The sequence below is a fragment of the Pseudomonas gingeri genome, assembly GCF_013386165.1.
In the GTDB taxonomy this organism is placed as follows: Bacteria; Pseudomonadota; Gammaproteobacteria; order Pseudomonadales; family Pseudomonadaceae; genus Aquipseudomonas; species Aquipseudomonas gingeri_C.
On the sequence record NZ_JACAOS010000012.1, the window covers coordinates 15,926 to 39,179 of the forward strand.

At 61.7% G+C, this 23,254-nt stretch carries 20 protein-coding genes; all 20 read right to left on the reverse strand.

Going from position 1 to position 23,254, the window contains the following annotated elements; genetic code table 11:
• Positions 1-23: 23 nt before the first annotated feature.
• Positions 24-1,877, reverse strand: a complete 1,854-nt coding sequence (gene nuoL / locus HX866_RS10605) for an NADH-quinone oxidoreductase subunit L (RefSeq protein WP_177093503.1) — start codon at positions 1,875-1,877, stop codon at positions 24-26.
• Positions 1,874-2,197 (reverse strand): NADH-quinone oxidoreductase subunit NuoK, encoded by a 324-nt coding sequence (gene nuoK, locus HX866_RS10610; RefSeq protein WP_177093504.1) that lies wholly within the window; start codon positions 2,195-2,197, stop codon positions 1,874-1,876. The genes nuoL and nuoK overlap by 4 nt, the downstream gene beginning before the upstream one ends.
• A 3-nt stretch (positions 2,198-2,200) precedes the next feature.
• Complete coding sequence (nuoJ, locus tag HX866_RS10615) at positions 2,201-2,701, reverse strand: NADH-quinone oxidoreductase subunit J (RefSeq protein WP_177093505.1); 501 nt, start codon at positions 2,699-2,701, stop codon at positions 2,201-2,203.
• Between the two features lie 9 nt (positions 2,702-2,710).
• Entirely contained in the window at positions 2,711-3,259 is a 549-nt protein-coding gene (nuoI, locus tag HX866_RS10620; RefSeq protein ID WP_032627864.1) for an NADH-quinone oxidoreductase subunit NuoI, read from the reverse strand.
• Between the two features lie 11 nt (positions 3,260-3,270).
• Complete coding sequence (gene nuoH / locus HX866_RS10625) at positions 3,271-4,278, reverse strand: NADH-quinone oxidoreductase subunit NuoH (RefSeq protein WP_177093506.1); 1,008 nt, start codon at positions 4,276-4,278, stop codon at positions 3,271-3,273.
• On the reverse strand, positions 4,275-6,989 hold the full coding sequence (nuoG, locus tag HX866_RS10630) for an NADH-quinone oxidoreductase subunit NuoG (RefSeq protein ID WP_177123726.1): 2,715 nt from the start codon (positions 6,987-6,989) through the stop codon (positions 4,275-4,277). Before nuoG ends, nuoH begins: the two co-directional genes overlap by 4 nt.
• Positions 6,990-7,118: 129 nt before the next feature.
• Positions 7,119-8,474 (reverse strand): NADH-quinone oxidoreductase subunit NuoF, encoded by a 1,356-nt coding sequence (gene nuoF / locus HX866_RS10635; protein WP_177093508.1) that lies wholly within the window; start codon positions 8,472-8,474, stop codon positions 7,119-7,121.
• The gene (nuoE, locus tag HX866_RS10640; protein ID WP_177093509.1) at positions 8,471-8,968 is read right to left on the reverse strand and encodes an NADH-quinone oxidoreductase subunit NuoE; all 498 of its coding nucleotides are present in this window, start codon (positions 8,966-8,968) and stop codon (positions 8,471-8,473) included. Before nuoE ends, nuoF begins: the two co-directional genes overlap by 4 nt.
• A 2-nt stretch (positions 8,969-8,970) precedes the next feature.
• Positions 8,971-10,755 carry an NADH-quinone oxidoreductase subunit C/D gene (gene nuoC, locus HX866_RS10645; RefSeq protein WP_177093510.1) on the reverse strand — a complete coding sequence of 595 codons (1,785 nt, stop codon included), beginning with the start codon at positions 10,753-10,755 and terminating at the stop codon, positions 8,971-8,973.
• Between the two features lie 73 nt (positions 10,756-10,828).
• Positions 10,829-11,503 (reverse strand): NuoB/complex I 20 kDa subunit family protein, encoded by a 675-nt coding sequence (locus HX866_RS10650; RefSeq protein ID WP_100940076.1) that lies wholly within the window; start codon positions 11,501-11,503, stop codon positions 10,829-10,831.
• Positions 11,504-11,513: 10 nt separating this feature from the next.
• Positions 11,514-11,927: an NADH-quinone oxidoreductase subunit A gene (locus HX866_RS10655; RefSeq protein WP_010444610.1), complete on the reverse strand. Its 414-nt coding sequence runs from the start codon at positions 11,925-11,927 to the stop codon at positions 11,514-11,516.
• Between the two features lie 517 nt (positions 11,928-12,444).
• Complete coding sequence (gene aceA / locus HX866_RS10660; RefSeq protein ID WP_121132707.1) at positions 12,445-13,770, reverse strand: isocitrate lyase; 1,326 nt, start codon at positions 13,768-13,770, stop codon at positions 12,445-12,447.
• 512 nt (positions 13,771-14,282) lie between these two features.
• The gene (locus tag HX866_RS10665) at positions 14,283-15,086 is read right to left on the reverse strand and encodes a secretin N-terminal domain-containing protein (protein ID WP_177139475.1); all 804 of its coding nucleotides are present in this window, start codon (positions 15,084-15,086) and stop codon (positions 14,283-14,285) included.
• A gap of 137 nt (positions 15,087-15,223) precedes the next feature.
• Positions 15,224-15,649 (reverse strand): GNAT family N-acetyltransferase, encoded by a 426-nt coding sequence (locus HX866_RS10670; protein ID WP_177106009.1) that lies wholly within the window; start codon positions 15,647-15,649, stop codon positions 15,224-15,226.
• The gene (locus HX866_RS10675; protein ID WP_177093513.1) at positions 15,642-16,808 is read right to left on the reverse strand and encodes a ribosomal protein uL16 3-hydroxylase; all 1,167 of its coding nucleotides are present in this window, start codon (positions 16,806-16,808) and stop codon (positions 15,642-15,644) included. The genes HX866_RS10670 and HX866_RS10675 overlap by 8 nt, the downstream gene beginning before the upstream one ends.
• An 84-nt stretch (positions 16,809-16,892) precedes the next feature.
• Positions 16,893-18,263: an adenylosuccinate lyase gene (purB, locus tag HX866_RS10680; protein WP_177093514.1), complete on the reverse strand. Its 1,371-nt coding sequence runs from the start codon at positions 18,261-18,263 to the stop codon at positions 16,893-16,895.
• A 112-nt stretch (positions 18,264-18,375) separates the two neighbouring features.
• Complete coding sequence (gene hflD, locus HX866_RS10685) at positions 18,376-18,999, reverse strand: high frequency lysogenization protein HflD (RefSeq protein ID WP_177093515.1); 624 nt, start codon at positions 18,997-18,999, stop codon at positions 18,376-18,378.
• Positions 18,996-20,129 carry a tRNA 2-thiouridine(34) synthase MnmA gene (gene mnmA, locus HX866_RS10690; RefSeq protein ID WP_177093516.1) on the reverse strand — a complete coding sequence of 378 codons (1,134 nt, stop codon included), beginning with the start codon at positions 20,127-20,129 and terminating at the stop codon, positions 18,996-18,998. The genes hflD and mnmA overlap by 4 nt, the downstream gene beginning before the upstream one ends.
• Before the next feature lie 60 nt (positions 20,130-20,189).
• Positions 20,190-20,636 (reverse strand): NUDIX hydrolase, encoded by a 447-nt coding sequence (locus HX866_RS10695; RefSeq protein WP_177093517.1) that lies wholly within the window; start codon positions 20,634-20,636, stop codon positions 20,190-20,192.
• Between the two features lie 232 nt (positions 20,637-20,868).
• Positions 20,869-23,094 carry an NADP-dependent isocitrate dehydrogenase gene (locus HX866_RS10700; RefSeq protein WP_177093518.1) on the reverse strand — a complete coding sequence of 742 codons (2,226 nt, stop codon included), beginning with the start codon at positions 23,092-23,094 and terminating at the stop codon, positions 20,869-20,871.
• Between the last annotated feature and the right edge of the window lie 160 nt (positions 23,095-23,254).

The window sequence follows — 23,254 nt, forward strand, 5'->3', positions numbered from 1 at the left end:
TCGCAATGTCGCAAGGTTCATAGTCAGACCGCTACCAGCACAATGGCGCCCAGCACCACGACGGCACCGGCGGCGATCGACGCGGCATACCAGCGCAGCTGACCGGTCTCGGTGCGGCTCAGGGCGGTGTTGCCGCCTTTGGCCATACGCGGGATCAGGCCGATGGTCTGGTCGAGCGGGTCTTTGCGCAGCAGATGACTGATCGCCAGGTACGGCTTGACGAACAGCTTGTCGTAGATCCAGTCGAAGCCCCAGGCGGCGAACCACCAGGCCGAGAGGAAACGGCCGATGCCGCTGTTGGCGACGGCGGTCACGAAGCGACGCTTGCCGAGGAACAGCACGGCAGCCAGCAGGATACCGGCCAGGGCGATGGCACCCGAGGCGATTTCCAGGCTGTGCTTGGCTTCGCCACCGGCATGTCCGGCGCTTTCCGGGAGGACACCGGCCAGTGGCGGATGAATCCAGGCACCGACGAAGGTCGACAGCACGATCAGCACACCCAGTGGCAGCCAGTGGGAAATCCCGTGGCCGGCGTGGGCTTCGGTCTTGGCTTCACCGTGGAAGGTGATGAAGATCAGGCGGAAGGTGTACAGCGAGGTCATGAACGCGCCGACCAGACCTGCATAAAGCAGATTGTGGTTACCGCTGGCGAAGGCTTCCCAGAGGATTTCGTCCTTGGAGTAGAAACCGGCGGTCACGATCGGCAGGGCGGAGAGTGCAGCGCCACCGACGATGAAGCTGGCGTAGGCCAACGGCAGTTTCTTCCACAGGCCGCCCATCTTGAAGATGTTCTGCTCGTGGTGGCAGGCAACGATCACCGCACCGGACGCGAGGAACAACAGGGCCTTGAAGAAGGCGTGGGTCATCAGGTGGAAGATCGCGCCTTCCCAGGCACCGACGCCCAGGGCCAGGAACATGTAGCCGATCTGGCTCATGGTCGAGTAGGCGAGGATACGCTTGATGTCGGTCTGGACCAGGGCGGCGAAGCCGGCGAGGACCAGGGTCACGCCGCCGACGATGCCCACCAGGTGCAGGATATCCGGCGCCAGGGTGAACAGGCCGTGGGTACGGGCGATCAAGTAGACACCGGCGGTCACCATGGTGGCGGCGTGGATCAGTGCCGAAACCGGGGTAGGACCGGCCATCGCGTCCGCCAGCCAGGTTTGCAGCGGCAGTTGCGCCGATTTACCGACCGCACCGCCCAACAGCATCAAGGTCGCCAGGACAATCCAGAAGTCGCCGACCTTGAAGTGCTGAGGTGCCTTGACCAGCAGTTCCTGGATATTCAGCGTGCCCAACTGGGTGAACAGGATGAACAGGCCGATGGCCATGAACACGTCGCCGATACGGGTGACGATAAAGGCCTTGAGGGCGGCGTTACCGTTGTTGCGGTTGCTGTAGTAGAAACCGATCAACAGGTAGGAGCACAGGCCCACGCCTTCCCAGCCGAAGTACAGGAACAACAGGTTATCGCCCAGGACCAGGAACAGCATGCTGGCGATAAACAGGTTGGTGTAGGCGAAGAAGCGCGAGTAACCGTCTTCACCGCGCATGTACCAGGAGGCGAACAGGTGGATCAGGAAACCCACGCCGACGACGACACCGAGCATGGTGATCGACAGGCCGTCGACGTAGAGGGCGAAGTTGGGGGCAAAACCCGCCACCGACATCCACTGCCACAGCACCAGGGTGTAATGACCACCCTCGGGCGGCGCGACGTTGAATTGCCAGATCACATAGGCGGCCACGATGGCCGACAGGCCAATGGAGCCGACACCGATCAGGGCCGAGCCGTTTTCCGAGAGGCGTCCACGGGAGAACGACAGCAGCAGGAAACCGATCAGGGGAAATACGAAAGTCAGAAAGATCATGTTCATCCGCGCATCTCACTGGCAGCGTCGATATCGAGCGTGTGGAAGCGGCGATACAACTGCAGCAGGATCGCCAGGCCGATACTGGCCTCGGCGGCTGCCAAGCTGATCACCAGGATGAACATGATCTGTCCATCCGGCTGCGCCCAACGTGAGCCCGCGACGATGAAGGCCAGGGCGGCGGCGTTCATCATCACCTCCAGGCTCATCAGCACGAAGAGGATGTTGCGGCGGACCATCAGGCCAACCAAACCGAGGCAGAACAGGATACCGGCGACGGCCAGGCCATGCTCCATTGGTATAGAGTCGAGAGGGATAGCAGGCATGAGTTACTCCTTCGCCTCGTTGCGGCCCAAGTGGAATGCCGTGATGGCTGCGGCAAGCAGCAGCATCGAGGCGAGTTCGACCACCAGCAGGTACGGACCGAACAGGGCGATGCCCACGGCCTTGGCGCCCACGGTGGTTTGACCGATACCCATGCCGCTGCTGTGGCTGAACAGCACATAGAGCAGTTCGACCAGCAGCAGGGCGGAGAGGATCACCGGACCGATCCAGATTCCCGGCTTGAGCCACTCGCGCTCTTGCAGCACGGAGGCCGGCCCCAGGTTCAGCATCATCACCACGAACACGAACAGCACCATGATGGCACCGGCGTAGGCGATCACTTCCAGGGCACCGGCAAACGGTGCACCCAGGCTGAAGAAGGTCATCGCCACGGCGATCAGCGAGATAATCAGGTAGAGCAGGGCATGCACAGGGTTGGTGTTGGTGATCACGCGCAGCGTGGACAGAACAGCGACACCCGATGCGAAATAGAAAGCGAATTCCATCGTTCTTCCTTAAGGCAGCAAGCTCTTCACGTTGATCGGCTCGGCTTCGTTCTGGGCGGCGCCTTTCGGCTTCCCGGCAACGGCCATACCTGCAACACGATAGAAGTTGTAATCAGGGTTCTTGCCGGGGCCGGAGATCAGCAGATCTTCTTTCTCGTACACGAGGTCCTGACGTTTGAACTCGGCCATCTCGAAATCCGGTGTCAGCTGGATCGCGGTGGTCGGGCAGGCTTCCTCGCAGAGGCCGCAGAAAATGCAGCGCGAGAAGTTGATGCGGAAGAACTCCGGGTACCAACGACCGTCGTCGGTTTCGGCTTTCTGCAGCGAGATGCAGCCCACCGGGCACGCCACGGCGCACAGGTTGCAGGCCACGCAGCGCTCTTCGCCGTCGGGGTCGCGGGTCAGTACGATACGACCGCGATAGCGCGGCGGCAGGTACACCGCTTCTTCCGGGTATTGCAGGGTGTCGCGTTTGCGGAAGCCATGGCCGAAAACCATCACCAGGCTTCGCAACTGGGTACCGGTACCCTTAACGATGTCGCCAATATATTTGAACATGGGTCAAATCCTCACTGAACCGCGCCCGCAGGCGTGTTCAACAACACAATCGCAGCGGTCACCAGCAAATTGATCAGGGTCAGCGGCAGGCAGAATTTCCAGCTGAAATCCATCACCTGGTCATACCGTGGGCGCGGAATCGATGCGCGCAGCAGGATGAACAGCATGATGAAGAACGCGGTCTTCAGGGCGAACCAGATGAACGACAGTTGCGGCAGTATGTCGAACGGACCGTGCCAGCCACCGAAGAACAGGGTGACCAGCAGCGCCGAGATCAGGATGATGCCGATGTACTCGCCGACGAAGAACATGCCCCATTTCATGCCGGCATATTCAATGTGGTAACCGTCGGCCAGTTCCTGTTCCGCTTCCGGCTGGTCGAAGGGGTGACGGTGAGTCACGGCGACGCCAGCGATGAAGAAGGTCAGGAAACCGAAGATCTGCGGAATCACGAACCACAGGTGTTGAGCCTGGTAGTCGACGATGTCGCGCATGTTGAACGAGCCGACCTGGACCACGATACCCATCAGCGACAGGCCCATGAACACTTCATAGGACACGGTCTGCGCCGAGGCGCGCAAGCTGCCCAGCAGGGCGTACTTGTTGGCGCTCGACCAGCCGGCGAACAGCACCGCGTACACCGACAGACCGGCCATGGCGAAGAAGAACAGCAGGCCGATGTTCAGGTCCGCGACACCCCAGGTCGGGGTGATCGGGATGACCGCGAAGGCGATCAGCAGGGCGCTCATGGCCACGACCGGTGCCAGGGTGAAGATCACCTTGTCGGCAAACGGTGGCGTCCAGTCTTCCTTGAAGAACATCTTCAGCATGTCGGCGGCGATCTGGAACATGCCGAATGGGCCAACGCGGTTCGGACCGTAGCGGTCCTGCCACCAGCCCAGCAGGCGACGTTCGACAAAGCTCAGCAGCGCGCCGCAGACCACCACGGCCAACAGCACGACGATGGCCTTGACGACCGAGAGGATCACGTCGATCACTTCAGGGGTGAACCAGGTCATTGAGCTGCCTCCTGCAGACCGTCAACGGATTTGCCGAAAATCGCCGGAGGAATGCCCGCCAGGCCAGCCGGCAAAGCCACCAGGCCAGCGCCCAGCTCTTCGTTGATCCGCAGCGGCAGACGCAGGGTCTGACCGGCGACGTTCAAGCTGAGCAGGGCACCGTCATTGACGCCCAGGCGATCGGCTTCGGACTTGGCCAGCGCCACATAGGCCGCCGGAATGCGTTCTTGTACCGGGGCGGCTTTGGAAGAGTTCTCTTCGCTGCCGAACAGGTGGAAGAACGGCACCACTTGCCAGGTACCCTGGGCCGGGTTGAAGGCGCGTGGCACGTTGGCGAACCAGTTCAGCGAATCACCCTGGCTTTCGATCAGGCGGGTGCCCGGGTCGCCAGCGCGGATATGACCACCGACTTCGTCCTGGAACTTGTTCCAGGCCTGCGGCGAGTTCCAGCCCGGCGACCAGGCGAACGGCACCTGTTGGCGCGGTTCGGCGGAGCCCGAGTAACCTTCCATGGAGAAGGCAAACGCGGTGTCGACGTCCTGGGAGGTACGCGGTTCATGCACGCTGATGTTGGCGCGCATGGCGGTCCGGCCGGAGTAACGCAGCGGTTCGCGGGCCAGTTTCATGCCCTTGATGCGGAACGCGGCGGAAGGGGCGGCGTCGACGATACGGGCCAGTTGCGGCGTGCTCGAAGCGCAGGCAGCGGTGACGTGGTCCAGTTGGGTCCAGTCGATCGGCTGGTTCAGCAGGGTCGCGCGCAGGGCATGCAGCCAGCGCCAGCCTTCGTGAACCAGGATGCTGGCGTCGAGGTACTTCGGATCGAAGACCTGGAAGAAGCGCTGGGCGCGGCCTTCCTGGCTGACCAGGGTACCGTCGCCTTCAGCAAAGCTGGCCGCTGGCAGAACCAGGTGGGCGCGATCGCTGGTGGCGGTCTTCTGGTGGTCGGCAACGATCAGCACTTTCGCGGCGCTCAGTGCGGCGTCGACCTTGGCCTTGTCGGTGCGGGTGTACAGATCGTTTTCCAGCACGACGATGGCGTCGGCCTTACCGTCGATCACCGCTTGCAGGGCAGCGTCCAGGGACTCGCCGCCGAACATGGCCAGGCCGAGGCTGTTGGCTTCCGGCACGATCAGGCTGATGGAGCCGTTCTTCTCGCGCAGCTTCAAGGCCTTGGCAATGTTGGCCGCGGCTTCGATCAGCGCCTTGGAACCCAACGAGGTACCGGCGATGATCAGTGGACGTTTGGCCGCCAGAAGGGCGTCGGCAATGCGCTTGGCCAGTGCTTGGGCTTCAGCGTCCAGGCCTTCAACGGCCGGGGCGCTGGCGTCGAGGGCGTGGGCCACGGCGAAACCGATGCGGGCCAGGTCGTCAGGCGCGGCGTGCACGCACTCTTCGGCGATATCGTCGAGCTTGGTTTCAGCCAGGCTGGCGATAAACAGCGGGTTCAGCGCGTGCTGGCCGATGTTTTTCACCGCGGCGTCGAGCCACGGCTGGACGCGCATGGCTTCGGCCATGTCTTCGGCCTTGCCCTTGACCGATTGGCGCAGGGCCAGGGCCATGCGGGCAGCGGTCTGGGTCAGGTCTTCACCGAGGACGAACACGGCGTCGTGGTCTTCGATGTCGCGCATGTTCGGAACCGGCAGCGGGCTGTCCTTCAGGACTTGCAGGACCAGGCGGATGCGTTCCAGCTCAGATGCTTCGATACCCGAGTAGAAGTGCTCGGCACCGACCAGCTCGCGCAGGGCGAAGTTGCTTTCCAGGCTGGCGCGGGGCGAACCGATACCGACGATATTGCGACCGCGCAGCAGCTCGGCGGCTTTATCCAGTGCGTCGTCCAGGCTCAGCTTGGCGCCGTTGGCCAGCAGCGGCTGACGTGGGCGGTCTTCGCGGTTGACGTAGCCGTAACCGAAACGGCCACGGTCGCAGAGGAAGTACTGGTTGACCGAACCGTTGAAGCGGTTTTCGATACGACGCAGTTCACCGTAGCGCTCACCCGGGCTGATGTTGCAACCGCTGGAGCAACCATGGCAGATGCTCGGCGAGAACTGCATGTCCCACTTGCGGTTGTAGCGCTCGGAGTGGGTCTTGTCAGTGAACACACCGGTCGGGCAGACCTCGGTGAGGTTGCCGGAGAATTCGCTTTCCAGGGTGCCGTCTTCGACGCGACCGAAGTACACGTTGTCGTGGGCACCGAACACACCGAGGTCAGTACCGCCGGCGTAGTCCTTGTAGAAACGTACGCAGCGATAGCAGGCGATGCAGCGGTTCATTTCATGGGAAATGAACGGGCCCAGTTGCTGGTTCTGGTGGGTACGCTTGGTGAAGCGATAACGGCGCTCGTTGTGGCCGGTCATCACGGTCATGTCTTGCAGGTGGCAGTGACCGCCTTCCTCGCAGACCGGGCAGTCGTGCGGGTGGTTGGTCATCAGCCATTCGACGACGCTGGCGCGGAAGACCTTGGCTTCCTCGTCGTCGATGGAGATCCAGCTGCCGTCGGAAGCCGGGGTCATGCAGGACATGACGATACGACCACGCTTGTCGTTCTCGTCATTGAACTGCTTGACCGCGCACTGGCGACAGGCACCGACGCTACCGAGCGCGGGGTGCCAGCAGAAATAAGGGATGTCGAGGCCTAGTGACAGACACGCCTGTAACAGGTTGTCTGCCCCATCGACTTCGAGCGCTTTGCCGTCTACGTGGATAGTGGCCATGGTTCAAAGTTCTTCGTTGGCCCGCGTCTGCGGGCGTGGCTAATGGAATCCTGGTCCTCGCCTGGCGCATCACAAGTGCGTCTTCAGGCGAGCAAGAGGGCGGCACGGACCGCCCTCCCTTTCGATACGTTATGCGCCGACTACGATCGGCCGCGCCAAAGGCGGGACGGCTGCACTTTTGTGTGCAATGCCAGCCTCGAACTCCGGACGGAAATATTTGATGGCGCTGCCCAATGGCTCGATGGCACCCGGTGCGTGAGCACAGAAGGTCTTGCCAGGGCCGAGGAAACCGACCAGACCCAGCAGGGTCTCGATATCGCCGGCCTGGCCTTCGCCGTTCTCCAGCGCGCGCAGCAGCTTGACGCTCCATGGCAGGCCGTCGCGGCAAGGGGTGCAGAAACCGCACGACTCACGGGCGAAGAACTCTTCCATGTTGCGCAGCAGCGAGACCATGTTGACGCTGTCGTCCACCGCCATGGCCAGGCCGGTGCCCATACGGGTGCCGACCTTGCCGATGCCGCCGGCATACATTTGCGCTTCCAGGTGCTCGGGCAGGAGGAAACCGGTACCGGCGCCGCCTGGCTGCCAGCACTTGAGCTTGAAGCCATCGCGCATGCCGCCGGCGTAGTCTTCGAACAACTCGCGGGCGGTGATGCCGAACGGCAGCTCCCACAGGCCAGGGTTCTTCACTTTGCCGGAGAAGCCCATCAGCTTGGTGCCGTGGTCTTCGCTGCCTTCGCGGGCGAGGGATTTGTACCAGTCGATGCCGTTGCCGATGATCGCCGGCACGTTGCACAGGGTCTCGACGTTGTTCACGCACGTCGGCTTGCCCCAGACGCCAACGGCGGCAGGGAAGGGCGGCTTGGAACGTGGGTTGGCGCGACGGCCTTCGAGGGAGTTGATCAGTGCGGTTTCTTCACCGCAGATGTAACGCCCGGCGCCGGTGTGGACGAACAGCTCGAAGTCGAAGCCGCTGCCCAGGATGTTCTTGCCCAGCAGGCCGGCCGCCTTGGCTTCTTCCACTGCACGGTTGAGGTGCTTGGCTGCGGTGACGTATTCGCCGCGCAGGAAGATATAGCCGCGGTAGGTTTTCAGTGCGCGGGCACTGATCAGCATGCCTTCGATCAGCAGATGGGGCAGTTGCTCCATCAGCATGCGGTCTTTCCAGGTGTTGGGTTCCATTTCATCCGCGTTGCACAGCAGGTAGCGGATGTTCATGGATTCGTCTTTGGGCATCAGGCCCCACTTCACCCCGGTGGGGAAGCCTGCACCACCGCGACCCTTGAGGCCGGCGTCCTTCACGGTCTGGACGATATCGTCCGTGGCCATGTCGGCGAAGGCCTTGCGCGCGGCGGCATAACCGTCCTTGGCCTGGTATTCGTCGAGCCACACCGGCTCGGCGTCATCACGCAGGCGCCAGGTCAGCGGGTGGGTTTCTGCCGTGCGCGCAATGCGGTTGGCAGGGCCGAAGGAAGTCAGGGTCATACGTAGCCCTCCAGCAGTTTGGCAACGCCGGCAGGCGTGACGTCGCCGAAGGTGTCGTCATCGATCATCAGTGCCGGGGCCTTGTCGCAGTTACCGAGGCAGCAGACGGGCAGCAGGGTGAAGCGACCGTCGGCGGTGGTCTGACCCAGGCCGATGCCGAGATTGCCCTGGATTTCGCTGACCACCGACTCGTGGCCGCCGATGTAGCAGACCATGCTGTCGCAGACGCGAATGATGTGGCGACCGACCGGCTGGCGGAAGATCTGGCTGTAGAAGGTCGCGACGCCTTCGACGTCACTGGCCGGAATCCCGAGGATTTCGCCGATGGCGTAGAGCGCGCCGTCAGGCACCCAGCCACGTTCCTTCTGGACGATCTTCAGGGCTTCGATGGACGCCGCGCGCGGGTCTTCGTAGTGATGCAGCTCGTGCTCGATGGCCGAGCGCTCGGTTTCGCTCAGGGCGAAACGGTCTGTCTGGATAAGCGTGCTGTTCATGCTTAGCGGTCCACGTCGGCCATAACGAAGTCGATACTACCCAGGTACGCGATCATGTCCGCGACCATGCTGCCATTGATCACCGAAGGGATCTGCTGCAGGTGCGGGAAGCTCGGGGTACGAATCCGGGTACGGTAGCTCATGGTGCCGCCGTCGCTTGTCAGGTAATAACTGTTGATGCCCTTGGTCGCTTCGATCATCTGGAAGGATTCGTTGGCCGGCATGACCGGGCCCCACGAAACTTGCAGGAAGTGCGTGATCAGGGTCTCGATGTGTTGCAGCGTGCGTTCTTTCGGCGGCGGCGTGGTCAGCGGGTGATCCGCCTTGTACGGGCCTTCCGGCATGTTGCGCATGCACTGGTCGATGATCTTGATGCTCTGGCGCATTTCTTCGACGCGCACCATGCAGCGATCGTAGGCATCGCCGTTGGCCGCCAGCGGGACTTCAAACTCGAAGTTCTCGTAGCCGGAGTACGGACGGGCCTTGCGCAGGTCGAAATCGCAGCCGGTGGAACGCAGGCCGGCACCAGTGACGCCCCATTCCAGGGCTTCCTTGGTGTTGTAGGCGGCGACACCGATGGTCCGGCCCTTGAGGATGCTGTTCTGCAGGGCAGCCTTGGTGTACTCGTCGAGGCGCTTTGGCAGCCAGTCGACGAATTCCTTGACCAGTTTCTCCCAGCCGCGCGGCAGGTCGTGGGCGACCCCACCGATGCGGTACCAGGCCGGGTGCAGGCGGAAGCCGGTGATGGCCTCGATCACCTTGTAGGCGCGCTGGCGGTCGGTGAAGGTGAAGAACACCGGGGTCATGGCGCCGACGTCCTGGATATAGGTACCCAGGAACAGCAGGTGGCTGGTGATCCGGAAGAACTCGGCCATCATGATGCGGATGGTGTCGACGCGGTCGGGCACCTTGATGCCGGCCAGCTTCTCGACCGAGAGCACGTACGGCAGGTTGTTCATCACCCCGCCGAGGTAGTCGATACGGTCGGTATAGGGGATGAAGCTGTGCCAGGACTGGCGCTCGGCCATTTTCTCGGCACCACGGTGGTGGTAGCCGACGTCCGGGACGCAGTCGATGATTTCTTCACCGTCCAGTTGCAGGATGATGCGGAAGGCACCGTGGGCCGAAGGGTGGTTCGGACCCAGGTTGAGGAACATGTAGTCCTCGTTGCTGCCGGAACGCTTCATGCCCCAGTCTTCAGGACGGAAGCGCGCGGCCTCTTCCTCAAGCTGTTGCTTGGCCAGGGTCAGGCTGAACGGATCGAACTCGGTGGCACGGGCCGGGAAGTCCTTGCGCAGCGGGTGACCTTCCCAGGTCGGCGGCATCATGATGCGCGACAGGTGCGGGTGACCGGGGAAATCGATACCGAACATGTCCCAGACTTCACGCTCGTACCAGTTGGCGTTTGGCCAGATACCGGTCACGGTCGGGACGCTCAGGTCGCTCTCGGACAGCGCGACCTTGATCATCACATCGCTGTTACGTTCCAGCGACATCAGGTGGTAGAACACGGTGAAATCGGCGCCGCTCGGCAGGCCCTGGCGCTTGGTGCGCAGACGCTCGTCCACGCCGTGCAGGTCATAGAGCATGACGTACGGCTTGGGCAGGTTGCGCAGGAAGGTCAGGACTTCAACGAGCTTGGCCCGGGTCACCCAGAGCACCGGCATGCCGGTGCGGGTGGCCTGGGCAGTAAAGGCCTCGGGGCCGAAACGGTTGTTCAGTTCGACGACCACATCCTGGTCGTCAGCCTTGTAAGGCGGGATGTACAGAGCACTGCCTGTAGTCATGGTTTCTTATCGCTTTGGGTCAACGTAAAGAATGAAGCCAGCTTCTCGTTTCTTTTTACAGAGCGGATCTGGATCAGACTTCGTCAGGGCTGCGCAGGTTGGTGACCTGGATACGCTGTTCGCGGCGCTGTTCCTTTTGCGACGGCATCTCGGCGCGGTACACGCCTTGATCGCCGACGACCCAGGAAAGTGGGCGACGCTCCTGGCCAATCGACTCCTGCAACAGCATCAAGCCTTGCAGGAAAGCCTCGGGGCGGGGCGGGCAGCCAGGCACGTAGACGTCCACGGGCAGGAACTTGTCCACCCCTTGAACCACGGAGTAGATGTCGTACATGCCACCGGAGTTGGCGCACGAACCCATGGAGATGACCCACTTCGGTTCGAGCATTTGCTCGTAGAGACGCTGGATGATCGGCGCCATCTTGATGAAGCAGGTGCCGGCAATCACCATGAAATCCGCCTGACGCGGCGATGCCCGGATAACCTCGGCGCCGAAGCGGGCGATGTCGTGGGGCGCCGTGAAGGCGGTGGTCATTTCCACGTAGCAGCAGGACAAGCCGAAGTTGTACGGCCACAGGGAGTTTTTACGCCCCCAGTTGACCGCGCCGTTCAGCACGTCTTCCAGCTTGCCCATGTAGATGTTTTTGTGGACTTGATCTTCTAACGGATCGGAAACGGTTTCCCGTTGGCCGATCGGGTACTGCTCGTTAGGCGCATCCGGGTCGATTCGAGTGAGATTGTATTGCATTGCCAAAGCCTCATTGTTTCAGCTTCGCCTGCCGCTTCTGACGAGCTTGCGGAGCCCAATCAAGCGCCCCCACTCGGTAAAGGTAGACAAGACCTGCCAACAGAATTGCTATGAAAACGAGAGCTTCGACGAATCCGGTCCAGCCGCTTTCGCGGACGGACACAGACCATGCAAAGAGAAAGAGGGCTTCGATATCGAAGATCACGAACAGCATCGCGACCAGATAGAATTTGGCGGAGAGCCGCAAGCGGGCGCTACCGGTGGGTAGCATGCCGGACTCGAACGGTTCGTTTTTGCTGCGTCCCCAGGCTTTTGACCCGAGGAGGCTGGAAAGACCGAGCATGAAGGCGCAAAGGCCGACGACGCCGAGCAGGAAAATGGCAAAGCCCCAGTTGTGGGCCATGAGTCCGGTCGCTTCGGTCATGCGGGTAATCCTTAACAGAGCGCAAGGGTCTCTGAGCGTGATAAAGAAGTAAAAGCAGTGACGATATGTCGCAGTGCAATCTATCCCGGTGATTTTATGGCTAAACACCGGGCAAGTAAATTTTCTATAGCGAAATTATTGGCCGGAATAAGGACATGTTGAGGTCTCGATGGCTTGCAGGCCGTGCGCCGTGGGCATTAGGGGCCTTTTTGTTAATTATGTTTTATCCGCATTGTAATGAACGAAGTGAATATTGAATGATAATTGATATCATCTAGATCGCTCCAATGCTTGTTATTGGCCACGAGGGGAAGTGTAGTGGCTTTAAACGCACTCGCGACGAAAGTTGCGTCGCGCGTCGTTTTAGCGCTTTTTGTCGTAAACGATACCGCTCTGGATCAATGTCCTGGGTGATTGCTGCAGACAAAAAAACGCCCCGAACCAGTCGGGGCGTCAGGTGTTCAGGCATTCCAGTTAGTTCTGGTTCGCTCTGGAATGGCCGTTTGCTCGCGGTGTATCAGTGGAACTGTTCTTCTTCGGTCGAACCGGTCAGCGCGGTCACCGAGGACGAGCCGCCCTGGATCACGGTGGTCATGTCGTCGAAGTAGCCGGTGCCGACTTCCTGCTGGTGCGCGACGAAGGTGTAGCCTTTCGAGGCGTCAGCGAATTCCTGCTCCTGCAGCTTCACGTAGGCGGTCATGTCGTTGCGGGCGTAGTCGTGCGCCAGGTTGAACATGCTGTGCCACATGTTGTGGATACCCGCCAGGGTGATGAACTGGTGCTTGTAGCCCATGGCCGACAGTTCGCGCTGGAACTTGGCGATGGTCGCGTCGTCCAGGTTCTTCTTCCAGTTGAAGGAAGGCGAGCAGTTGTAGGACAGCAGCTGGTCCGGGTATTCCTTCTTGATGGCCTCGGCGAAGCGACGGGCTTCGTCCAGGTCCGGCTTGGCGGTTTCACACCAGATCAGGTCGGCGTACGGCGCGTAGGCCAGGCCGCGGGCGATGGCCTGGTCGAGGCCGGCGCGGACTTTATAGAAGCCTTCCTGGGTACGTTGGCCGGTCACGAACGGCTGGTCGTACGGATCGCAGTCCGAGGTCAGCAGGTCGGCGGCGTTGGCGTCGGTACGGGCCAGGATGATGGTCGGCGTGCCAGCAACGTCGGCGGCCAGACGGGCAGCGGTCAGTTTCTGCACGGCTTCCTGGGTCGGAACCAGTACCTTGCCACCCATGTGGCCGCATTTTTTCACGGACGCCAGTTGGTCTTCGAAGTGCACGCCGGCGGCGCCCGCTTCGATCATGCTCTTCATCAGCTCGTAGGCGTTCAGCACGCCGCCGAAACCAGCTTCGGCGTCGGCCACGATCGGTGCGAAGTAGTCGATGTAGCCGTCATCGCCCGGGTTCTTGCCGGCTTTCCACTGGATCTGGTCGGCGCGACGGAACGAGTTGTTGATGCGCTTGACCACGGTCGGTACGGAGTCCACCGGGTACAGCGACTGGTCGGGGTACATGGATTCGGCGGAGTTGTTGTCCGCGGCCACTTGCCAGCCCGACAGGTAGATCGCCTGGATGCCGGCCTTGACTTGCTGCACAGCCTGGCCGCCGGTCAGGGCGCCCATGCAGTTGACGAAATCCTTGTCCGGACGGAAGGACGGCTTGGCGCCCTGGGTGACCAGGTTCCACAGTTTCTCGGCGCCCATGCGGGCCAGGGTGTGCTCAGGTTGAACCGAGCCACGCAGGCGGACCACGTCAGCGGCGGAGTAAGTGCGTGTCACGCCTTTCCAGCGCGGGTTTTCAGCCCAGTCTTTTTCAAGGGCTGCAATTTGCTGTTCGCGTGTCAGTGCCATGGAGATAAACCTCGTCGCGTCTTTTATCAAGAGTCGTTCTTGGGTGGAGAATTCCTTGCTCCGCCGTCTGCGCAATATTTTTTGCACACGGCTGCTCGCTGACCAGAAGCTTAGGCGCTCAGGTGCGGTTCGGCGGGGAAGGCGACGATTGAACGATGGGGCTCAAGGGGGAAGTGAGCGAGGCGAGGGCGAGTCGTCGAGCGCATTGGGGCATCGTGGGCCTTCATGCGGGCTTCGGAGGTCTTGCCGTTCTACCTATTACGCTTCCGTCCCTCGGGACAACTTCGTTCCAGTCGCAACCTCGTCAAACGCGCCTTGTGGGCGGTACAGACACGAATCGGCTCAGGTGGGTAGGTTAGAGCGGCGATCCGAAGGCCCTTGCCAGGGCCCCTGATTAGCGGGAGCGAGGCCATCATGCCTTCGGTTTTTTGGCTCGTCAAACATTTTGTAGTGCTTTTTTTGAAGCACTACATCTTTAGTCTAATACGACTTGTCAGTCAGTTTTTGGTGCTTTAGTCCAGGCTGTCGACTTTCACCCGTAAAGTCATGTCGTTACGCCCGGAGGTCGAGTAGCTGCGGGTTAGCGCCTGTCGGTCGGCCTGGCTCTGGCCATTGACGCCGGCCAGGGTGATCCACTCACCGAGGTGTCCGCTGACGGTTGTGTCGGTGCTTTGAATGTTCACTACATCCTGACGCTCCTGGCTGATCCGGTCACGATTGGTGCTGATGGACAGGTGAACGATGTCGCCGGTGACGCTGGCGGTGACGTAGAAGCCTTGGGTCACGTTGCGATATTGGTTTTGTATCTGGGTCAGGGGTTGTTGGTTCTGGGTCTGGCCGGTGCCGCTACTGGTGCCGTTGCCGAAGGACTGATTGGTGCTGATGGCGGTGGTCAGCGGTACGCTCTGGCCGACCTGGATCAGTGCCGGTGTGCCTTCGACGGTCTGCACTTGCTGGATACCGCCGTCGCGGCTGGCGGTGCCGTAGTTGATGATGCGGGTCTGGTTCTGGCCGTTGACCGTGTAGCCGTTGTTCTGGTCGTTGTTTTCACTGGTGTCGACGCTGATCAACAGGCGTCTGGCCGGGGTGTCGAGTTGCCCGAGGAAGTCGCGCAGCTCCTTGATCTTGGCCGGTTCCGCATTGACGATCAGTTGGTTCTGGTAGGCGCTGGCCTTGCCGTCCTTGCCGAGGAAGTTCTGGGCCACGGGCAGCAGGTCGGCGCTGGTGCGGTAGTTCAGGGGAATGATTTCGGTGGCGGCCTGGGCGCTGAGGGTGCAGGTCAGTAGCAGGCCGGTGAGCAGGGTGCGTAGGGACATGTCCGTTATCTCCGCGTTGGACTGGGCAATAGCTTGAGTTTGACAGTTTCTCGGCCATTGGTGGGTCAAGTTGAATCGCGGACAGCAAAACGCCCCGATAGCGGGGCGTTTTGGGCGATGCACAATCTGTGGGAGCCTCAGGCGGCGCCGCGCACCATGTCGACGTGGGGGATCCCGGCTTCGAGAAACTCCTCGCTGACAATGCTGAACCCCAGGCGCTCATAGAATCGGGTCGCCTGGACCTGGGCGCTGAGCATCTGTTGCTTGAGGCCGCGGTTCTCGGCCTCGCCGATCACCGCCTGCATCAGCGCGTCACCTACCTTCAGCCCGCGCCAGTCCTTGAGGACCGATACGCGGCCGATATGGCCGTCCGGCAACAGCCGGGCGGTACCGATCGGGAAATCCCCCTCGAAGGCCAGGAAGTGCACGGCGCCGCTGTCATCGGCGTCCCACTCCAGCTCCGGCGGAACCGACTGCTCAACAATGAACACCGACTCACGAATGCGCCGAATCTCGGCGTTATCCTTTTGCCAGTCCGCGACACGTACGTGAATTTTACTCATCGGCAAATCCCAGGCTTCCTTGTTTGACCAGTTGGCACAGCAGGCTGCGACCGTCTTCATCCGCCAGCCATGGCTTCAGATTATCCGCGTGCAACGCATCGGCCGCACAGATCATTTTCAACAATTCGCGCAGTTTGCCTGGCAACAGGCGGCTCTGACCGCTGGCGAACAGCAGCAGGTCGTCGTCGACTTCGGACCAGGCCAGGCGCGCACTCGGGTTGCGGATCAGGATCGCGCCATCCTGCAGGCCGGCGAGCAGGTCTTCTTCTTCGAGTTCCGGACCCACCACCAATTCCGGATAACGCGGTTCGGTCATGAACTGGCCGAACCAGGTCAGCAGCAGGCGCTCGTCGCTCATGTGCTCGGCCAGCAGGCTTTTCAGGCGGTCGAGGGCGTCGTGCTGGATCTGGTGCGGATCGGCCACCGGCTGCGCGTCGGCGTCGGTGTAACGTTCTTCGTCCGGCAGGAACTGGGCGAGGAAGTCGGTGAAGTGGGTCAGTACTTCAGCGGCGCTCGGTGCACGGAAGCCCACCGAATAGGTCATGCAGTCGTCCACGGCCACACCGCAATGGGCCAGGCGCGGCGGCAGGTAGAGCATGTCGCCGGGTTCCAGGGTCCACTCGGCGGTTTCCTCGAATTCGGCGAGGATGCGCAGGTCGGCGTGTTCCAGCAGTGGGCTGTTGGAGTCGCACATCTGGCCAATCTTCCAGTTGCGCTTGCCGTGACCCTGGAGCAGGAACACATCGTAGTTGTCGAAGTGCGGACCGACGCTGCCGCCGGGTGCGGCGAAGCTGATCATCACATCGTCGATGCGCCAGCTCGGCAGGAAACGGAAGTGTTCCAGCAGCTCGGCGACTTCCGGGACGAACTGGTCCACGGCCTGCACCAGCAGGGTCCACTCGCGTTCCGGCAGTTGGCTGAAGGCGTCTTCGGCGAACGGGCCGCGGCGCAGTTCCCAGGGGCGCTCGCCGTGCTCGATGATCAGGCGCGATTCGACTTCTTCTTCCAGGGCCAGGCCGGCCAGTTCGTCGGGCTCGACCGGGCTTTCGAAGTCCGGGATGGCCTGGCGGATCAGCAGCGGCTTCTTCTGCCAGTAGTCACGCAGGAATTCCCGCGCGGTAATGCCACCCAGAAGTTGCAGAGGAGTATCAGGATTCATGTGTAACCTATTGAAAAAAAGCATTTTTAAGACTGGAATAAAAACGCCCGGCTCAGCCGGGCGTTCAGAGCGGGTGCGGTGCGATCAGATACGCTGGGCCTGGGCCACGGCGTTGCCGATGTAATTGGCCGGGGTGAGCTTTTTAAGCTCGGCCTTGGCTTGCGCGGGCATCTCGAGACCGTCGATGAAAGTCTGCAGCGCTTCCGGGCTGATGCCCTTGCCGCGGGTCAGCTCTTTCAGTTTCTCGTACGGGTTTTCGATGTTGTAGCGACGCATGACGGTCTGGATCGGCTCGGCCAGGACTTCCCAGCAGGCGTCCAGGTCAGCGGCGATTTTCTGCTCGTTGAGCTCCAGCTTGCTGATGCCCTTGAGGCTGGCTTCGTAAGCGATAACGCTGTGGGCGAAGCCGACACCGAGGTTGCGCAGTACGGTGGAGTCGGTCAGGTCGCGCTGCCAGCGGGAGATCGGCAGCTTGCTGGCCAGGTGCTGGAACAGCGCGTTGGCAATACCCAGGTTGCCTTCGGAGTTTTCGAAGTCGATCGGGTTGACCTTGTGCGGCATGGTCGAGGAACCGATTTCGCCGGCAATGGTGCGCTGCTTGAAGTAGCCCAGGGAGATGTAGCCCCAGATATCGCGGTCGAAGTCGATCAGAATGGTGTTGAAGCGCGCGATCGCGTCGAACAGCTCGGCGATGTAGTCGTGCGGCTCGATCTGGGTGGTGTAGGGGTTGAAGCCCAGGCCCAGTTCGTCTTCGATGAAGGCGCGGGCGTTGGCTTCCCAGTCGATCTGTGGGTAGGCCGACAGGTGGGCGTTGTAGTTGCCCACGGCACCGTTGATTTTGCCCAGCAGCGGCACGGCGGCGACTTGGGCGATCTGGCGTTCCAGGCGATAGACGACGTTCGCCAGTTCCTTGCCCAGGGTGGTCGGCGAAGCCGGCTGACCGTGGGTGCGCGAGAGCATCGGTACGGCGGCGAAGCGCTGGGCCAGTTCGCGGATCGATTCGGCGATCTGGCGCATCAACGGCAGCAGCACGTCGTCACGGCCTTCGCGCAGCATCAGGGCGTGGGACAGGTTGTTGATGTCCTCGCTGGTGCAGGCGAAGTGGATGAATTCGCTGACGTTGGCCAGTTCAGGCAGCTTGGCGGCCTGTTCCTTGAGCAGGTACTCAATGGCTTTGACGTCGTGGTTGGTGGTGCGCTCGATCTCCTTCACACGCTCGGCGTGTTCCAGGGAGAAGTTCTCGGCGAGGGTGTTCAGTACCGCGTTGGCTTCGGCGGAAAACGCCGGAACTTCGCTGATCTCGGCGTGGGCGGCCAGGCGCTGGAGCCAGCGCACTTCCACCAGGACGCGAGCACGGATCAGGCCGTATTCACTGAAAATAGGGCGCAGGGCCTGGGTTTTGCCGGCGTAGCGGCCGTCAACAGGGGAAACCGCAGTGAGCGAAGAAAGCTGCATGGGGTGTTCTCGGACAGTCGGGCAACGAAATGGGGCGCGTATCATACATGAAAATAATCGCCGGGCTGTTGCCAACCGACCGGCGTCTTGCGCTTTTCGCGGATAACAGCGCCTAGGCGCTGCGCATCAGCGGGTACAGTTCCTTGAGCAGCTTGCGCCGGCTGACCACCAGTTGCCAGCGATGGCCACCCAGTTGTCGCCACAGGCGCGCCGAACGGATACCGGCCAGCAGCAGGGCGCGGATCTTCGAGGCGTTGCTCGGTTGTTGCAGGTTGCGCATGTCGCCGTGCACCTGGATGCGCTGGCGCAGGGTGCTCAGGGTGTCCTGGTAGAGGGCGCCGCAGGCGGCCACGACGTTTTCGTGGGCGACGCCGAAATGCTCGACCTGGGACTGGATCTGCGGCAAGCGTTTGCCGATGATCTCCAGCAGGTCGTCACGCTTGGCCAGCTGGCGTTCGAGGCCGAGCATCGACAGGGCGTAGCGCAGCGGTTCGCGTTGCAGGGCGCTGGGGTCGCGTTCGAGGGCGCCGATCAGTGCGCGGTAACCGTCGCGCAGTTGCAGATCGTCGCCGCCGTAGACTTCCAGGGTGTCCTTGGGGTCGCGCACCAGCAGGCTGCCGAGCATGCAGCTCAGGCCGGATTCGCTGGACTGGCCGCTCTTGGCGATCTTGTCCACCAGCACCGCGGCGAGAAACACACCACCGAGCGCCGTCAGTTGTTCCTGGGTCGGGCTCATGGGCGCTTGTCCTTGAAGGTCCAGGGCTCGGCGACTTCAATCACGCCACCACCCAGGCAGACCTCGCCATCATAGAACACCACCGATTGCCCTGGGGTGACCGCGCGCTGGGGTTCGTCGAACACGGCGCGATAGCCGTTTTCGGTCTGCTCCAGGGTGCAGGACTGGTCGCCCTGGCGATAACGGACCTTGGCTGTCAGCTTGCGCGGCACGCTCAGGTCCACCGGGTTGACCCAGTAGATCTCCGAAGCGAGCAGGGCGCGGGAGAACAGCCACGGATGCTCATTACCCTGGCCGACGATCAGTTCGTTGTGTTCCAGGTCCTTGAGCAGCACGTACCACGGCTCGTCGCCGGCGTCCTTCAGGCCGCCGATGCCCAGGCCCTGGCGCTGGCCGATGGTGTGGTACATCAGGCCGTGGTGACGCCCGATGACTTCGCCTTCGGTGGTCTTGATCTCGCCCGGCTGGGCCGGCAGATACTGTTTGAGGAAGTCGCTGAAGCGGCGCTCGCCGATAAAGCAGATACCGGTGGAGTCCTTCTTCTTCGCCGTGGCCAGTTCGTGTTTCTCGGCGATGGCGCGGACTTCGGGTTTTTCCAGCTCGCCGACCGGGAACAGGGTCTTAGCGATCTGTTCGCCGCCGACGGCGTGGAGGAAGTAGCTCTGGTCCTTGTTCGGGTCCAGGCCCTTGAGCAGTTCGGTGCGCCCGTCGATATCGCGGCGGCGCACGTAATGACCGGTGGCGATCAGGTCAGCACCGAGCATCAGGGCGTAGTCGAGGAACGCCTTGAACTTGATTTCGCGGTTGCAGAGGATGTCCGGGTTCGGCGTGCGTCCGGCCTTGTATTCGGCCAGGAAGTGTTCGAACACGTTGTCCCAGTATTCGGCGGCGAAGTTGGCGGTGTGCAGCTTGATACCGATCTTGTCGCACACGGCCTGGGCGTCCGCCAGGTCGTCCATGGCGGTGCAGTACTCCGTTCCGTCGTCTTCTTCCCAGTTCTTCATGAACAGGCCTTCCACCTGGTAACCCTGCTCCATCAGCAGGACGGCGGAAACGGAAGAGTCTACGCCGCCGGACATGCCGACGATGACGCGCAGGTTTTCTGGGGCGGTGGCAGCTGGATCACGCATAGGGATTCAATGAGTGTCTTCGAAAAAGGACGCGATTCTAACAGGCCCGGGCCCGCAAGGCTAAAGAGAAGGGCGGATCAGCTCGAGACTGTGCAGAGGACCGGCCAGATAATCGTCCAGGCAGCGGATGATCAGCTCGCTGCGCCATTGCGGGCGCAGGGCCAGCAATTCGTCGCGGGTCAGCCAGCGTGGGCCGATGATGCCGTGGTCCAGTTGATAGTCGGGGCGCTGTTTCAGTGGTTTGCCGGCAAAGCAGACGCGTTGGTAGGTCACGCCATTGCTGGGGGCGGTATAGAGATAAATGCCGACCACGCCGGTCAGTTCGACGTCCCAGCCGGTTTCCTCGAGGGTTTCGCGCAGGGCGGCGTCGATCAGGCTTTCGTTCGGGTCCAGATGACCGGCGGGCTGGTTGAAGACCGTTTGTCCGTCCTGCAGCTCTTCGACCAGCAGGAAGCGACCGTTGTCTTCGACGACGGTGGCGACGGTGATGTGTGGTTGCCATTCCATGGGGCTTTCCTCTTCTGTCGGGGCGCTGGGGTCCCTGTAGGAGCGAGCTTGCTCGCGATGAACGCAAGGACGCCGCGATTATCCAGATGCTCCGCGTTATCGTTGACCTCCATCGCGAGCAAGCTCGCTCCTACAGGGGGTGGGGCGATGGCGTGGAGTATCGGGATAATCACCGGAATCCAGATGCACAAACCCCGGCACGGGGCCGGGGTTTGTGGTGTTTCCGAAGAGCTTACACCAGCGCAGCAATCGCCGCGTTGAGGGTGGCGCTCGGACGCATGGCCTTGCTGATCAGCTCGGCATCGGCGTGGTAGTAACCACCGATATCCACTGGCTTGCCCTGGACGGCGTTGAGTTCGGCAACGATGGTCGCCTCGTTCTCGGTCAGGGTCTTGGCCAACTGGGTGAACTGGCCTTGCAGCGCAGTGTCTTCGCTCTGGGCGGCCAGGGCTTGAGCCCAGTACAGCGCCAGGTAGAAGTGGCTGCCGCGGTTGTCGATGTTGCCGACTTTACGCGATGGCGACTTGTTGTTGTCGAGGAACTGGCCAGTGGCCTGGTCCAGGGTCTTCGACAGCACCAGGGCTTTCGGGTTGTTGTAGTTCACGCCCAGGTGTTCCAGGGACGCGGCCAGGGCCAGGAATTCACCCAGGGAGTCCCAGCGCAGGAAGTTCTCTTCCACCAGTTGCTGAACGTGTTTCGGTGCCGAACCGCCGGCGCCGGTTTCGAACAGACCGCCGCCATTCATCAGCGGAACGATCGACAGCATCTTGGCGCTGGTGCCCAGTTCCATGATCGGGAACAGGTCGGTCAGGTAGTCGCGCAGCACGTTACCGGTGACCGAGATGGTGTCCTTGCCTTCGCGGGTGCGGGCCAGGGTGAACTTCATCGCGTCGACCGGCGACATGATCTGGATATCCAGGCCAGTGGTGTCGTGGTCCTTGAGGTAGGCCTGGACCTTCTCGATCACCACGCCATCGTGGGCGCGCAGCGGGTCCAGCCAGAAAATGGCCGGGGTGCTGCTGGCGCGGGCACGGTTGACGGCCAGTTTGACCCAGTCCTGGATCGGCGCGTCTTTGGTCTGGCACATGCGGAAGATGTCGCCGGCTTCCACGGTTTGTTCCAGCAGGACGCGACCGGTGTTGTCGGAAACCCGAACCACGCCGTTGGTCTTGATCTGGAAGGTCTTGTCGTGGGAACCGTACTCTTCGGCTTTTTTCGCCATCAGGCCGACGTTCGGCACGCTGCCCATGGTGGTTGGGTCGAAGGCGCCGTGTTGCTTGCAGTCTTCGATCACCGCCTGGTAGATGGTGGCGTAGCAGCGATCCGGGATCACGGCCTTGGTGTCGTGCAGCTGGCCGTCAGTGCCCCACATTTTGCCGGAGTCACGGATCATGGCTGGCATCGAGGCGTCGACGATGACGTCGCTCGGCACGTGCAGGTTGGTGATGCCTTTGTCGGAGTTGACCATGGCCAACGCCGGACGGGCGGCGTAGACCGCCTGGATGTCGGCTTCGATCTGCGCCTGCTGCTCGGCCGGCAGGGCCTTGATGCGGGCGTACAGGTCGCCGATGCCGTTGTTCAGGTTGAAGCCGATCTGCTCCAGCACTTCAGCGTGCTTGGCCAGGGCGTCCTTGTAGAACTCGGCAACGATCTGGCCGAACATGATCGGGTCGGAGACCTTCATCATGGTGGCTTTCAGGTGAACCGACAGCAGCACGCCTTGTTGCTTGGCGTCTTCGATTTCAGCGGCGATGAAGCTGCGCAGGGCGTTCTTGCTCAGTACGGCGCAATCGAGGATCTCGCCAGCTTGTACGCTGGTTTTCTCTTTCAGGACGCTGGCAGTGCCGTCCTGGGCGATCAGCTCGATCTTGACGCTACCGGCAGCCTCGATCAGGGCGGCTTTTTCGCTGCCGTAGAAGTCGCCGTTGCTCATGTGAGCGACGTGGGACTTGGAGTCGGCAGCCCAGGCGCCCATTTTGTGCGGGTGCTTGCGAGCGTAGTTCTTGACCGACAGCGGCGCGCGGCGGTCGGAGTTGCCTTCGCGCAGAACCGGGTTCACGGCGCTGCCCTTGATTTTGTCGTAGCGGGCGCGAGCTTCTTTCTCGGCGTCGTTGCTGACGGTTTCCGGGTAGTCCGGGATGTTGAAGCCCTGGGCTTGCAGTTCCTTGATCGCGGCCTGCAGTTGTGGAACCGAGGCGCTGATGTTCGGCAGCTTGATGATGTTGGCTTCGGGGGTGATGGCCAGCTCGCCCAGTTCGGCGAGGTGATCCGGCACGGCCTTGGCGCCCAGTTGTTCCGGGAAGCTTGAGAGAATGCGTCCGGCCAGCGAGATATCGCGGGTTTCCACGGCGATATCAGCCGAAGCGGTAAAGGCCTCTACGATAGGCAACAGTGAATAGGTGGCGAGGGCAGGGGCTTCGTCGGTGAAGGTGTAGATGATCTTCGAACGGTTGGGCATATTCGGATTAACTCTCTCTTTGCTAAAGCATGCGCAGAAACTCGAGATGCGCCGGGTAAGCGCGTTCGTTCAAAAGTCATCCATGAGCCGAATGTCGAGGTTTCTTCGCGCGCGGTGATGTTGGGTGCATCAGTCGAGCATCAAGCGGTCGGATTGCTAT